Here is a 14,518-nt window from a genome sequence, read left to right as displayed (position 1 = left end):
TTGGCATTTTACTCGGAACTTGCTAAGAGTCCAGTCCGGTTTGTTATCAAGCGCACACTTATTGCAAGACAAATTGTAATAATTCGTAGCCAACACCCCACGCCAGCCGTTTCCGTGCTTAACCGAGTTCCACCCAGCCATCCTGGTACCACGTGTACAGCGCTTCGAGCACGTCTTCCGAGGCGGCGCCGAACTGCGCGCCGGTCAGGGCGCGCTGGTTGGCCAGCAGCTCCAGGGTGGTCTTGTCGGCACGGCCGACGCCGAACGACTCGCCGTTGATGAAGACGTTCTTGCCGCGGTACAGCATCTGCGTCTTGCGCGAGAGAACCAGCCCTTTTTTCGCCACCGCGTCGCCGAACTTGCCAAACGTGAGCGGCTTGGCGGGGCCGGTGAAAAAGACGTTGTGCTTGGGCTCGGACAGGTATTCGCCGAGGAAGATCGTGATGTCGTCCTCGGTGAAGCGCACCTTGTTCATCTCCTCGATGATGGTGTCGAGCATGTGGCGCGGAATCTCGGCCGGCTTGGCGGTCGCCTGCAGTTCCGGATCGGCGTAGCGGCCCGGCAGGTCGATCGAGTCGGCCATGAACTGCAGGAAGCCTTCGCCCAGTTCCTGGTACGACGGCGAGCGGAAGCCGATCGAATAGGTCTGGCAGTCGCCGATGGCCACGCCGTCGTGGGCGTAGTGGGGCGGCAGGTACAGCATGTCGCCCGGTTCGAGCACGAACTCCTGGTCCGGCGTGAAGTTGGCCAGGATTTTCAGCGGCAGGCCTTCGATCAGGCTCAGGTCCTTTTGCGGGCCGATGCGCCAGCGGCGCTGACCCTGGGCCTGCAGCAGGAACACGTCGTAGGAATCGAAGTGGGGACCGACGCCGCCGCCATCGGTGGCAAAGCTGATCATCAGGTCGTCCAGGCGCGCGTCGGGCAGGAAGCGGAACTGGCGCAGCAGCGCGTCGGCGCCGGCATCGAACAGGTTGACGCCCTGGACCAGCATGGTCCATTCGCGTTCGCTGCGCGCAGGCAGCTTTTCCAGCGGACCGTGCTGCATGTCCCACTGGCCGTCGACCGCCGTGATCAGGCGCGATTCGGCATGGTTGGTGGAGGCCAGTTGCACCAGTGCGTCGAGCGTCAGCAGCGGCTTGAAGCCGGGGATGGCGTTACGGATCAGCAGGGGCTTCTTGTGCCAGTAGTCGCGCAGGAACTGCGCCGGCGTGATGTTGCCGAGAAGAGGTAGTTTTTGCATACGGCATTATAAACCGCCGTACCCGCCGATGCCGCAGCGGCGTGATTGCGCCGAAGGCCAGGCGCGATGTAAGAAGCGGTATAATCCGAAGGCTAATCACTGAAAGGAATGCCAAATGAAGATTGCCAAGAACACGGTCGTGACTGTGAATTACAAACTGTCCGATGCCCAGGACAATCTGATCGAAGACGGCCGCCAGCCGATGGTGTACCTGCACGGCGGATACGAAAACACCCTGCCTAAAATCGAAGAAGAACTCGACGGCAAGGAAGTCGGTTATTCGTCCATCATCCAGATCGAACCGGAAGACGCCTTCGGCGAATACGACGCCGCCCTGGTCAAGGTCGAGCCACGCAACCGCCTGCCGGAGCCGCTCGAAGTGGGTATGCAGTTCGAGGGCACGCCCGATGGCGACAGCGACGAGGAAGCACTGATCTTCACCGTGACCGATATCGCCGACGACAAGGTTGTCCTCGACGGCAACCATCCGCTGGCCGGCATGGCGCTGCGCTTCTCGCTCGACGTGGCCGAAGTGCGCGAAGCAACCGAAGAAGAAATCGCCCACGGCCACGTGCACGGCGCCCATGGCCACCACCACGGCCATGACGAGGACGAAGGCGAAGAAGGCGATCACGTCGCCATTCACCCGATCCACTGACGGGTCGCCCGCAACGTCTTGCGGGTCCCGACAGCGATGATCAGGGGACGGTGTCTGCAGGTCCCCTGACGGCAAACAGCGTGGCGCTCGCGGGCGCCACGCGCACCTCGGTCCAGTCGGCGGCCAGGTTCAGATGTCCTACATTGTCCTGCCAGTGGATCGACGGCTCCTTGGCAGCCGCTTCGACGATCTGGGTATCGACCAGCAGCACCTTCCCCCTGAATTTTGCGGCCAGCGTCTTGATCTGCTTGCGCGGTTCGGCAAAGCCGTCGCGTTTGGTCTCGAAGCGCGGCAGCAGCGAAAAACCCGGTTCCGTCTCCAGGCCCACGTCGCCGTCCGAAAACAGCACCAGCCCTTCCATTTTCTGCCGCACCGCGAGCGTAAACAGCCGGTGCAGCCAGGCGCGGTTGGCCACCAGGCGGTCTTCGTATTCGCTGTTGCGGCCCGCCTCGGCGCGGTAGTGGTTGTTATTGGCCGGCAGGTTGATGGTGGCGAACAGCACCTTGCCCACCTGCCAGTGCGCGTTCTCCGCATAGCTGCGGAACTTGGCGCTGCCCGACAGCCGCGTCACCGGCAGGCGTTTTGCGCCCAGCGTTTCGCTGTCGCGGTAAAACAGTTCGCGCAGGCGGTTCAGGCGGTCGATGGCGTTCGAACGGCCGGCCGAGTTGAGGCAGGCGCTCCAGTCGCTGCCGGCCAGCGACACCACCATCGGCACGCTCGACGCATCGAGCAGCGCATAGCGGCTGGCGTACAGCTTGTCGCTGCACGGCTCGCTCTCGGCCTTGACGCCGGTCGCCACCACGAAGGCCGGACGACCCTGCGTGGCGCCCGCAATCGCGCGTTTGAGCACCGTCTCGTCGGCGCCGGTCTTGAACGAATGGCCGATCACGCCGAACCGGAAGCTGCCGGCCGCGAGGTCGGACCGCGCCGGCAGCTTCGATTCCGGCTTCGCTTCCAGTTTCGGTTCTGATGCCGATGCCGATGCCGGTCTCGGCTCCGGCTGGCCCTGCGCATGGGCCGGCACAAACCCCAAGGCGCAGGCGGTCAACGACAGCGCCAGTCCGGTACGCACCAGGCGTACCCGGGACCGGCGCCGTGCCGCGCCAGTGGCCGCGTGCGCCGCGGGCCTCATGCCTGCGCCGTCTCCGTCAGGCGCTTGAGCTGGTACAGCTGCTCGAGCGCCGCGCGCGGGGTCAGCGCATCGGGATCGAGCTCGTCCAGCGCTTCGAGCAGCTCGCGCATGGCCGGCGACACCGCCGCTGCCACGGGCTCCGCCACTGCCACCGCATCGTCGTTGGCATCGACCGCCGGTGCGGCAAACAGGTCCAGCTGCGGCGTGGCGTCGAGCGCCTGCGCTTCGAGGCGCGCCAGGTGCTTGCGCGCGGCCTTGATCACCGGTTGCGGCACGCCGGCCAGCTGCGCCACCTGCAGGCCGTAGCTTTGCGAGGCCGGGCCATCCTGCACCGCGTGCAGGAACACGATGCTGTCCTTGTGCTCGACGGCCGACAGGTGGACATTGGCGGCGGTGGGATGGCTGTCGGGCAGCTGCGTCAGCTCGAAATAATGGGTGGCGAACAGCGTGAAGCTGCGGCTGCTGTCGATCAGGTGGCGGGCGATGGCCCAGGCCAGCGCCAGGCCGTCGAAGGTGGACGTGCCGCGGCCGATTTCATCCATCAGCACCAGCGAGTTGGCGGTGGCGCCGTTGAGGATGGCGGCCGCTTCGGTCATCTCGACCATGAAGGTGGAACGGCCGCCGGCCAGGTCGTCGGTGGCGCCGATGCGGGTGAAGATGCGGTCGATCGGGCCGATGGCCGCGCTGGCCGCAGGCACGTAGCTGCCCACGTAAGCGAGCAGCACGATCAGCGCCACCTGGCGCATGAAGGTCGATTTGCCGCCCATGTTCGGACCGGTGATCAGCAGCAGGCGGCGCTCGTCGACGAAGCGGCAATCGTTGGCGATGAAGCGCTCGATCTGGTTTTCCACCACCGGGTGGCGGCCCTCGACGATGTTGATGCAGGCGCTGTCGACCAGCTGCGGCGCGCACCAGTTGTGGCGCAGCGCGTGATCGGTAAACGACACCAGCACGTCCAGCTGGGCCAGCGCCTTCGAGACGGTTTGCAGTTCGCCGATGAACGGCGCCAGGTCGGCCAGCAGCACGTCGTACAGCATCTTTTCGCGCGCCAGCGCGCGGTCCTGCGCCGACAGTGCCTTGTCCTCGAAGGCTTTGAGTTCCGGCGTGATGTAGCGCTCGCAGTTCTTCAGGGTCTGGCGGCGGCGGTAGTCGTCCGGCACCTTGGTGGCCTGGCCGTTGGTCACTTCGATGTAGAAGCCGTGCACCTTGTTGTACTCGACCCGCAGGTTGGCGATGCCGGTGCGGGCGCGCTCGCGCGTTTCCAGGTCCACCAGGAACTGGCCGGCGTTTTCGGACAGGGCGCGCAGCTCATCGAGTTCGGCGTCGAAGCCGCGCGCGAACACGCCGCCGTCGCGCACCATGGTGGCCGGTTCCGGCGCGACGGCGCGCTGCAGCAGGTCCAGGCACGCCTGCGGCGTGGCCGTGTCGGCGTGGATCGCAGCCAGCAGGGCGCCGTCGGTCAGCGCGCGCTGCATCGCCTGGCGCAGCGCCGGCAGCTGTTGCAGGCCGTCGCGCAGGCTGGCCAGGTCGCGCGGGCGCGCCGACAGCAGCGCGATGCGCGTGGTGATGCGTTCGATATCGGGCACCTGCGCCAGCGTGTGCGACAGCGCCGCCGTCACGTCGGCCTGGCCCAGTGCAGCGATGGCCGCGTGGCGCGCGCGGGCAACGCCCTGGTCGCGCCGCGCATGGTGCAGCCAGTGGCGCAGCAGGCGCGACCCCATCGAGGTGCGGCAATGGTCGAGCAGCGAGAACAGGGTAGGGGATTCCTGGCCGCGGATGGTTTCGGTCAGCTCCAGGTTGCGCCGCGTGGCGGCGTCGAGGCCGATGAATTCGTTCTCGGTCTCGGTGGTCAGCGTGCGCACGTGCTGCAGGCCGCGCCCCTGTGTCGATTGCGCGTAGCGCAGCAGCGCGCCGGCCGCGCCGAACGCGGCGCCGAGGTTGTCGGCGCCGAAGCCGGTGAGGGTGGCCACCGACAGCTGGTCGAGCAGCGCCTTGTGGCCGCTGGCGACATCGAAATGCCAGTCGGGCACCCGGTTGACGTGGCAGGTGAGCGCTTCCTCGAACAGGTCGCCGCTATCGCCGCGCAGCACCTCGGCCGGTGCGATCCGTTCCAGCTCCTGCAGCATGCGCGTGGTGACGGTGGCGACATCGCCCGAGAATTCCATCAGGCGCAGCGCGCCGCTGGCCAGCGACAGCCACGCCAGGCCGGCAGTGGCCACCTTGCGCTGGGTGACGACGCACATCGCCAGCAGCGGCCGCTCGGCCTTTTCCGGCAGCAGGTCGGCGTCGGTCAGCGTGCCCGGCGTTACCACCCGCATCACCTTGCGTTCGACCGGCCCCTTGCTGGTGGCCGGATCGCCGATCTGCTCGCAGATCGCGCACGACTCGCCGATCTTGACCAGCTTGGCCAGATAGCCCTCGAGCGAATGGAACGGCACGCCGCACATCTTGATCGGCTGCCCGCCCGACGAACCGCGCGCGGTCAGCGTGATGCCCAGGAGGCGCGCCGCCTTTTCCGCATCGTCGTAAAACAGCTCGTAGAAGTCGCCCATGCGGTAAAACACCAGCATGTCAGGATGCTGGTCCTTGATGCCCATGTACTGGGCCATCATCGGGGTTAACTTTTCGGCAGGTTTGACGGTCATGGGCTTTGCTCAGTTCTGTTGTTTTTTTGCTGTTGAATCGGGTGCTGGCACATTTTTCAAAGGCCCCGGCGTGATGCAGCTTTTTGCAACTTGCCGCACGGTTTTTTCTGCAAAAAACGCACAGACAAACGATGGCAGCGGGAAGAAATAAATGCTGGAAGCGTGGCGGGCGCAAAAAAAGATGCGTTGAAAATGTTTAACTCATTCAATCACTTAGAGGCGGTGCCGTTCGCACTGCAACAAGCAATACGGAGGCAGGATTATACCGACAATCGCGCCGCGCCGTAGTGCTGCCGGCAGGTGCTGTGATCGCAGCGGAGAGCGGCGCGCGCAGTCCCCCATCCATATCGAAAGCGATATCGCTTGCGTAAAATAAGTTATTAGCATCCCGATAACTCTTCACCTAAATTCGCACCACACCCCAAAAAATGGTTGCGTATATCATTTCACGGTAATTACCATCCAGTAACACAAAACGACGCGCAGACGCGCGCGAATAATCGGCCGCAAAGGCCTTATCAGGAGACATGGATGAAACAGCATAACAGCACGGCATCGGGCCGTCGGCAGCGCCGTCGGCGCACGGTATTGGCATTGACGGTGATGGCGGGCATGATTTCTGCCGCCTGGGCGCAGGAGCGCCCAACCGCAGCAGGCGCCACCCCGGCCGCCACCGGCGACAGCGCCGCGCCGGTCGATCCCACCCAGCCGATCAAGTCGGTCACGGTCAGCGGCTACCGCAGCTCGCTGGCGCTGTCGGCCAACGAAAAGCGCGACAACATCGGCCTGAGCGACACCGTGTTTTCCGAAGACATGGGCAAATTCCCCGATCCGAACATTGCCGACGCGCTGGCGCGGGTGCCGGGCGTGCAGGTGACGCGCGGCTCGATCGACGGCGAAGGCCTGAACGTGTCGATCCGCGGCATGGGCCCGGCGTTTACACGCGTGCTGCTCAACGGCGCACCGATGGCGTCGGCCTCGGCCGGCAGCTGGGGCGGCAACATCAGCGCCAACCGCGAAGTGGACATGGACTTCCTGCCATCCGAGCTGTTCCGCAGCGCCAGCGTGTACAAGAGCCAGCAGGCCAGCCTGATCGAGGGCGGCATCGCCGGCACCGTCAACATGCGCAGCGTGCGGCCGTTCGATAAGAGCGGCTTTCGCACCGCCTTTACGCTGAGCGGCAATTACCGCGACCAGCAGGGGCAGTGGGGCAATACCGGTTCTGCGCTGATCAGCAATACCTGGAACAGCGCCAGCTTCGGCAAGTTCGGGGTGCTGGGCGGGGTGGCCTGGGGCAATACCAAGTACAAGACCGATGCCTTCCAGACCGTCGACATGCGCAACCTGCAGTTGAAGTCGTTCCAGGGCACGCCCGGTTACACGCTCAACGGTACCGGCGGCGGCTCGCAGTCGACGCCGGACACGGTGCCGTCCGGCCTGCCGCTGTCGAGCCTGCCCAGCTATGCGCAGGCGGTGCTGGTGCCGGGCAAGCAAATCGACGCCGCCATGCTGCTGGCCCTGAACCCGGGCGCCACCCTGCAGCAGATCGACAACGGGCTGATGGGCCGCCTGGGCCGCCACATCGTCTACCAGGGCGAACGCAAGCGGGCCGGCGAGGTGCTGAGCTTCCAGTGGCAGCCGAACGACAAGTGGGACCTCTACCTCGACACCGTGTTCGCCCAGAAGAAGAACGACATGGTGTCCGAGGGCATGAACGTGGGTACGCGCGCCAACACGGTGATTCCGATCGGCATGGAGTTCGACCGCAGCGACTGCTCGACCGGCTGCACCGTGACCAAGGCCACGCTGGCCAATACGTTCTGGTCACTGGAATTCCGGCCGATGAAGGAAAAGACCGTGTTTCGCAGTATCAACCCCGGCTTCGAATTCCGACCCGCCGACAAGTGGACCATCGACGGCCACCTCAACTACACCAGCAGCAGCTTCTACCGCGACATGCCGACCATACTGCTGGCCACCGGGTCAGCCAATTCGGTGATCCAGTACGACAATACGACGCCGGGTCAGACGCCCGTGTACACCGGCAACCTCGACATCAACAACCCGGCTAACTTCGGCTGGTACCAGGCAGGGCAGGGCCTGTCCGGGCTGCGCATGGACTTGTACGAGCGCAACAACACCACCAAGGGCTCGCGCCTGAACGTCAACTGGGGCGACAGCGACTTTTCGCTCAAGGTCGGCGGCGCCTACGACGATATGGAACGGCGCTACCGCTCCTACTCGACCGCCGACGCCTGGATGAACGTCGCTTGCGGCAACAACGTCAACACCCGGCTGTTCCAGCCCAACACCCAGCTGCGCCAGCCCGGCTGCGACGGCCGCAGCACACCGGGACCGGTGACCGATGCCGCCACCGCCTACCCCGGCTATGGCACGGGATCGACCACGGGTGCGCCGCCGCTCGCTTACCTGGGCTCGGTGGTCACCAACGCCGCCATCCCTCAGTATGCCCACCCCGGCAGCAACGGCTTTATCACGGCGGACTGGGACAAGTTTGCCAAGGCCACCGATTACCAGTACTTCCGCGACAATATCTACAAGGGTTTTGGTAACGGCAGCGGCGGCTACATCCGCGAGGTGGTCAGCGCCGCCTACGTCGAAGCGAATGGCCGCAGCGAAGTATTCGGCGGCACGCTGCGCTACAACGCCGGCGTTCGCTATGCGCGCACCAAGCAGACCATCGGCAACCTGTCGATCGGGGCCGATCCGCGCAACGCCACTCTGCAGAACGGCGGCCTGTACGACAATCTCGGCATCTGGGCCTACGAGACTACGCGCTACAGCAACACGCTGCCGTCAGCGACGCTGGCCTACAACATCACGCCGTCACTGATTGCACGGGCGTCGGCCTCGAAATCGGTCAACCGCGCCAATCCGGCCGACCTGCGCCAGACCACGCTGACACTGGGCGACCAGGGCGCGCGCCAGGGCAGCATCACCAATCCGAACCTCAAGCCGTTCCAGGCCAACAACCTGGACCTGGGCCTCGAGTACTACTTTACGCGCGAAGCGTACGTGGCGCTGAGCGGCTTTGCCAAGGACCTGACCAGCCGCCCCGGCTCGCGCATCGTCACCTACTCGCTGGCGCAGCTCGACACCATGTTCGGCACCACCATCGGGCTGACCGATGCCCAGGCCCTGGCGGTGGCTGCCAGCGGCGGACGCGACAAGCACCTGGTCGAGATCACCGAGCCGTTCAACATCGACAGCAAGCTCAAGATACGCGGCGTGGAATTCACCTGGCAGCAGCCGCTCGACATGCTGCCGGTGAAAGGTTTTGGTTTCACCGGCAACTTCACCTATGCCAAGCAGAAGGATGAAGCGCCGAACGCGCCGCCGGTGTCCGGTGTACCGCCGCGCACCAACAACTTCACGCTGTACTACGAGCGCAACGGCCTGAATGCGCGGGTGTCGCGCCAGTACACGGCAGCGTACGTGGTCAACACCAGCACCGGTCTCAACGTACCCGGCGGCGCCTATGCCTATACCACCGAGCGCAAACAGGTGGACCTGTCGGTCGGCGCCAACCTGAAAAAGCTGTTCAACACGTATGATGTGGACCTGACGCTGAGTGTCTGGAACGTGGGCAATGCCATCAGCCAGACCTACACGCAGTACAGCAATGCGATCTTCGACGAGTACAAGCCGGGCCGCAGCTACACGCTGTCCGCGCGTACCACGTTCTGACCGTCAGCCGGGAGACCGCTGGCGGTCTCCCGCTTCCGCCACGTTTCTGGAAAAAATATGCGCCGTTTGCCCTGCTTGCTGTTTGCCGCCTTCACGATCGTCTCGTCGCTGGCAGCGCCGCCGCTGGCGGCGGCTCCCGACAGCTGGACGCCCGACAACGGCAACGGCACCTTCACCAACCCGATTTTTTACGACGAGTTTTCCGACCCGGACCTGATCCGCGTCGGCGACTGGTTCTACCTGACCGGCACCACCATGCACGCGATGCCGGGCCTGCCCGTGCTGCGCTCGCGCGACATGGTCAACTGGGAGTTTCTCAGCTACGCCGCGCCGCGCCTCGACTACGGACCCGCCTATCGGCTCGAACAGGGGCAGTCGATCTACGGGCGCGGCATCTGGGCGCCGAGCCTGCGCTACCGCGACGGTACCTTCTACATCTTCACCAACGTCAACGGGCGCAAGACGCAGGTGTACGCGGCCAGCGACCCGCGCGGTCCGTGGCGCCACCACGAAATGCTGCGCAGCTTCCACGACCTGTCGGTGCTGTTCGACGACGACGGCAAGACCTACGTGGTATGGGACCACCAGCAGATGAAGATCGCCGAACTCAATGCCGACCTGACCGACATCGTCCCCGGCACCGAGCGCGTGTTGTTCAGCAAGACCGACGGCATGGGCGAAGGCGCGCACTTCTACAAGATCGCCGGCAAATACTACATTCTCAGTTCCAACTACGCCGGCGGCTTCCGCATGCCGGCCGCGCGCGCCGACCACGTGTACGGTCCCTACGAAGTGAACCAGGCGATCAGCAAAGACGAGGGCTTCGGCATGGCGCGCGGTTACCGGCTCCCGTCCTTCGATCCGCCGTTCCAGCCGACGCCGCCGGACCCCTCGTCGCGCGACGCCACGGCGCTGCACCAGGGCGGCATCGTGCAGACTGCTGCCGGCGAGTGGTGGGGGTTTTCCATGATGGACTATAACTCGGTGGGACGCCTGACCAGTCTTGCACCGGTCACGTGGCAGGACGGCTGGCCCTATTTCGGCCTGCCGGGCAACCTGGGCAGAAATCCGCGTACCTGGGTCAAACCGAAGACCGACGCCGTGCCTCCGGTGCACCTACCGTTCCAGCGCGACGACGATTTCAGCGGGCCGCTGCAAGCGGTGTGGCAATGGAACCATGCGCCGGCCGACCAGCGCTGGTCGCTTGCCGAGCGCCCCGGCTACCTGCGCCTGCATGCCGACCCGGCCGACACGTTCTGGAACGCGCGCAACAGCTTGACGCAGCGCGCCATCGGGCCGGTGTCGGAGGCAACCACGGTGCTCGATACGGCCGGCATGGCGCCGGGCGACACGGCCGGCCTGGCCTTGCTCAACCTGCCGTATGCGACGCTGGGCGTGGAGCAGGGCAAGGACAGCGGCAACCGGCGCTCGCTGGTGCTGTTCGACCAGCTGCGCCAGCGCCGCACGGTGGTGCCGCTCGATGGCACCAGGATCTGGCTGCGCGTGCACGGCGACTTCCTGACCGAGCAGGCCACCTTCAGCTACTCGCTCGACGGCAAGGTCTTCCAGCCGATCGGCGAACCGTTCACGATGGTGTTCCAGCTGAAGACCTTCCAGGGCGTGCGTTACGCGCTGTTCAGCTACAACCGCTGCCGCCATACCGGCGGCTACGCCGACTTCGACAGCTTCGCCGTCACCCAAGCGCATCCGCGCGGCCTGATGCGCGCCATCCCGTTCGGCAAGTCGATCACGCTGCGCGCGGTACCGGGCGGCGCCGGCCTGGCCGAGCGCGGCGGCCAAACGGTGCTGCAGGTGCTGGCGGCGCCGCAGGCCTTCGGCGTCGAGGACATGGGCCTGGGCCGGGTGGCCTTGCGCGCGCGGACCGGTTACCTGTCGATCGATGCCGCCGGCAACGTGCGCTTGCGCGCCGGTGCGCCGGGCGTGGCGGAAAGCTTCCAGTGGATGGAAACGCCGACCGGCGAACTGCTGCTGATGGCGCTGGCGACCAACCGCTATCTGCGCAGCGTGCCTGCGGGCGCAGAAGGTCGCACCGACGCGCCTGCGGACCTGCGTGCGGTCATGCGCACCGACGTCGGCAGCGAGGCGGCGCGCGGCGTGCGGGCCGATTCCGCCGGGCCTGTTCCCGATGGCGCTGACGGGTCGCGCTTCAGCTGGTCGCTGGCGGACCAGTAGTGAACTGCGCGATCGCCGTGCACCTGCGAAAAAAACCGCCCGGTCAGCGTCAGCTGACCGGGCGGCAGATGCGATCGCCGTACCAGCTTATTTCGCCAGCCTGTAGCGCTGTTCCCGGTACAGGATCGACGGCAGGATCACGTGCGCCATGGCCTGGTCGACCTTGGCCGGGTCGGGCGCGCCGGTTTGCGGCGTCATCACGCCGGTGGCGAAATCGTAGGCGCCCAGCAGCGGCGCCTGGCCCGGGCGCAGGATGGTGGCGGAGCTGTCGTCGAGCCAGGCGAAATAATTATCGAACTGGATCAGCGCCCGGCCCGGCGTCGTGCTGTCGCGGGCCAGGTCGCGGCCGATCATCGGGTGCTCGCTCGAGATGCCGATCAGCGACAGCAGCGTCGGCGCCAGATCGACCTGGCTGGCGATGGTCTCGATGCGCCTGGGCTGCACGTCGGCGCCCAGGATCAGGCCGGGGATGTGGAATTTCTTGATCGGCACCAGGCTGTCGCCGTACACGCGGTTGTCGTGGTCGGCCACGATCAGGAACACGGTATCCTTCCAGTACGCTTCCTTCTTGGCCTGCGCGATGAAGCGGCCCAGCGCGTAGTCGGCATACTTGACGGCGTTGTTGACGGTTTGCTTGTCGGGCGAGTACAGCGCGATACGGCCGTCCGGGAATTCGAATGGCTCGTGGTTCGACGACGTGAAAATCAGGCTGAAGAACGGCTTGCCGTTCGCGTGCAGGGTTTTCAGGCGTTCGAGCGACTTGTCGAACAGGTCTTCGTCGGAGGCGCCCCAGCTGCCTTCGAACACCGGTTGCATCGACTTGCGATCGACCACGGTCTGGAAGCCGTTACCGGTGAAGAAGCCGCGCATATTGTCGAAGTGCGCCTCGCCGCCGTACACGAACTCGGTGTGGTAACCGTGCTGGCCCAGGCCCAGCGCCAGCGTGTAAAAGTTCTGCTGCGCCAGCGACAGCTTGACCACGCTGCGCGCCGGGGTGGGCGGGTAGCCGGCCACCACGGCTTCGATGCCGCGCACCGAGCGCGTGCCGGTCGCGTACAGCTGGTCGAACCACCAGCCCTCGCCCTTGAGCTTTTCCAGCTCGGGCGTGACCGGCAGCCCGCCCAGCGATTGCACGAAGGTCGCGCCCAGGCTTTCCTCGAGCACGATCACCAGGTTGAGCGGACGGTCGCGCTGCATGACGGCCGTCTGCCGGTGCAGCGTGGGCAGCTCGGGGTTGGTAAACGGCAGGTCGCGCAGCCACGGCGCGTTTTTCACGGTGCTCAATACCCTGGCGCGCGGGAACTCGCCGTAGATTTCCGACGAATTGGCTTCCTTGCCCATCGAGTAGATGGCGTCGAGCACGGACCACGGCGAATTGATGATGATCGAGTTGACCATGGCGTCGCCGGTGAGCGCGAACAGCGCCGGGTTGGCGGGGCGGTGGGCGGTGGTCGAGCGGATCTGCAGGAACACCACGACGATCAGCACCGGCCACACGGCCAGCACCTGCCAGGCACGCCACGTGGTGAGACCGGCCGCAGCGGCCTTGAGCAGCTGGTAGATGGCGACGGTGAAGGCGATGGTGGCCAGCACGCCCAGCACCAGCGCGATGCGGAAACCGTTCCACAGCGTGGCCATCACCTCGCTCGGGTAGGACAGGTATTCGACGAACAGCCGGTTGGGGCGCACGTCGAACTGCATGATGAACTGCGGCGTGGACACTTCCATGAACACGATGAAGATCAGCGCGAAGGTCGCCCAGCTGACCGCGACCGCTTTCCAGATCCGCAGCGTCTTCTGGTAGGCCAGCAGCGGCGCCAGCACCAGCGGCAGCGCCAGCAGGTAACCGAGCAGGATCAGGTCGGCGCGGACACCCTGCACCACGATGCGTGCGACGATGCCGGTGGCGGCCACGCGGTCCCACTGCCAGGCCATCAGGCCCAGGCGCGAGACGGTCAGCAGCACGGCGCCCAGCAGCAGCAACTGCAGCAGCGGGGCGTAGGGGCCGGCCCAGCGCGTCAGCCGCGCGAGCCGGGCGCCGCCGCGCTGCAGCCAGGTGTCTCCACGCCCGGCCATCATTCCGCTCCGAAGCCGGGATGGGTGGCGATGTAGCTGCTGGCGCCGGCGCCGGCCGACAGCATCCAGCCCGTCATCAGCAGGAACACCAGCAGCATGCAGAACAGGGTGGAGACGCGGCGGGCGTCGGGCGCGTCCTGGAACACGGCCGGACGGCCGTAGCCGGCGCCCATGAAGTAGGCGGCAAACACGGTCACCAGGTAATGCACGGCGCCGAACATCTCGCCCAGCTCACCCTTGCGCGGATGGTCGATCACCAGGTGCGAAATGGCGACCAGCACCACGTAGATCACCGATGGCCACAGCGGCGGCAGGTACAGGCCCAGGCTCTCCACCCAGCGCTGCACGGCCGGACGCTTGCGCGCCACGATCGGCAGGATGATGTTGTGGGTCAGGCCGACGATGGCGATGATTTTCAGGAGCAGCACCTTGTGCAGGCTGCCGCTGCCCATGGCCAGGTTGTGGATATTGGTTTCGGCCTGCTTGTTATTTTCCAGGAAGAACGCCGGCGAAGGAATGTTGAGGATGCGCTGGAACCAGCTGATTTCCTCGAGCGCGGCCAGGCCCACCAGCGCGCACAGGAAAACAAAGGCCAGCAGCTGCAGGTTGACCTTGGGCGTACGCTGCCACTGTTCCACCGCCAGGAAGCCCAGCAGGCCAGACAGCAGGGCGAAGCACAGGAACTGCATCCACTCGACGATGCCGTCTTCCACCACCAGGCGCCACAGCGCCTTCGGATCGTTGGACCAGTAGATCGCCAGCACCATCACGAACACGTTGATCAGGACACCCATTGCGACGACCGGGTGACCGTACCATTTCTTGTTTCCCATACCTGCTCCTTGTTGCGGTTGTATTTATATTGT

At 65.4% G+C, this 14,518-nt stretch carries 8 protein-coding genes; 3 read left to right on the top strand and 5 right to left on the bottom strand.

Translation table 11 applies throughout. From position 1 onward, the window contains the following. Nucleotides 1–118: 118 nt before the first annotated feature. On the bottom strand, nt 119–1,240 hold the full coding sequence (locus tag ASF61_RS14030; protein WP_056156854.1) for a cupin domain-containing protein: 1,122 nt from the start codon (nt 1,238–1,240) through the stop codon (nt 119–121). A gap of 115 nt (nt 1,241–1,355) precedes the next feature. Between ASF61_RS14030 and ASF61_RS14025 the strand changes: the two genes are divergently transcribed. Next, nucleotides 1,356–1,898 carry a peptidylprolyl isomerase gene (locus ASF61_RS14025; protein WP_056156851.1) on the top strand — a complete coding sequence of 181 codons (543 nt, stop codon included), beginning with the start codon at nt 1,356–1,358 and terminating at the stop codon, nt 1,896–1,898. Nucleotides 1,899–1,938: 40 nt separating this feature from the next. Here the strand turns inward: ASF61_RS14025 and ASF61_RS14020 are convergent, their stop codons facing one another. Beyond that, nucleotides 1,939–3,030 carry a hypothetical protein gene (locus ASF61_RS14020; RefSeq protein ID WP_082491678.1) on the bottom strand — a complete coding sequence of 364 codons (1,092 nt, stop codon included), beginning with the start codon at nt 3,028–3,030 and terminating at the stop codon, nt 1,939–1,941. Further along, complete coding sequence (gene mutS, locus ASF61_RS14015) at nt 3,027–5,675, bottom strand: DNA mismatch repair protein MutS (protein WP_056156849.1); 2,649 nt, start codon at nt 5,673–5,675, stop codon at nt 3,027–3,029. Before mutS ends, ASF61_RS14020 begins: the two co-directional genes overlap by 4 nt. 531 nt (nt 5,676–6,206) lie before the next feature. Between mutS and ASF61_RS14010 the strand changes: the two genes are divergently transcribed. Continuing rightward, on the top strand, nt 6,207–9,383 hold the full coding sequence (locus ASF61_RS14010) for a TonB-dependent receptor (RefSeq protein WP_082491676.1): 3,177 nt from the start codon (nt 6,207–6,209) through the stop codon (nt 9,381–9,383). A gap of 57 nt (nt 9,384–9,440) precedes the next feature. Further along, nucleotides 9,441–11,576 (top strand): glycoside hydrolase 43 family protein, encoded by a 2,136-nt coding sequence (locus tag ASF61_RS14005; RefSeq protein WP_056156845.1) that lies wholly within the window; start codon nt 9,441–9,443, stop codon nt 11,574–11,576. Nucleotides 11,577–11,663: 87 nt separating this feature from the next. On the opposite strand, the gene ASF61_RS14000 is transcribed toward ASF61_RS14005, so the two are convergent. Further along, a complete protein-coding gene (locus tag ASF61_RS14000) occupies nt 11,664–13,655 on the bottom strand; it encodes an LTA synthase family protein (RefSeq protein ID WP_229205852.1) in 1,992 nt (663 codons plus the stop codon). After that, a complete protein-coding gene (locus ASF61_RS13995; protein ID WP_056156840.1) occupies nt 13,652–14,485 on the bottom strand; it encodes a hypothetical protein in 834 nt (277 codons plus the stop codon). Before ASF61_RS13995 ends, ASF61_RS14000 begins: the two co-directional genes overlap by 4 nt. Nucleotides 14,486–14,518 lie beyond the last annotated feature (33 nt).

This window comes from Duganella sp. Leaf126 (genome assembly GCF_001423125.1).
Lineage (GTDB): Bacteria > Pseudomonadota > Gammaproteobacteria > Burkholderiales > Burkholderiaceae_D > Rugamonas.
Note: the sequence above shows the minus strand (reverse complement) of the source record. Positions and strands in the feature narration are given on the sequence as shown.

Coding starts and splice junctions, on each gene's coding strand:
- ASF61_RS14000 (WP_229205852.1), bottom strand. CDS start 13,655: ATGATGGCCGGGCGTGGAGACACCTGGCTGCAGCGCGGCGGCGCCCGG.
- mutS (WP_056156849.1), bottom strand. CDS start 5,675: ATGACCGTCAAACCTGCCGAAAAGTTAACCCCGATGATGGCCCAGTAC.
- ASF61_RS14010 (WP_082491676.1), top strand. CDS start 6,207: ATGAAACAGCATAACAGCACGGCATCGGGCCGTCGGCAGCGCCGTCGG.
- ASF61_RS14030 (WP_056156854.1), bottom strand. CDS start 1,240: ATGCAAAAACTACCTCTTCTCGGCAACATCACGCCGGCGCAGTTCCTG.
- ASF61_RS13995 (WP_056156840.1), bottom strand. CDS start 14,485: ATGGGAAACAAGAAATGGTACGGTCACCCGGTCGTCGCAATGGGTGTC.
- ASF61_RS14025 (WP_056156851.1), top strand. CDS start 1,356: ATGAAGATTGCCAAGAACACGGTCGTGACTGTGAATTACAAACTGTCC.
- ASF61_RS14020 (WP_082491678.1), bottom strand. CDS start 3,030: ATGAGGCCCGCGGCGCACGCGGCCACTGGCGCGGCACGGCGCCGGTCC.
- ASF61_RS14005 (WP_056156845.1), top strand. CDS start 9,441: ATGCGCCGTTTGCCCTGCTTGCTGTTTGCCGCCTTCACGATCGTCTCG.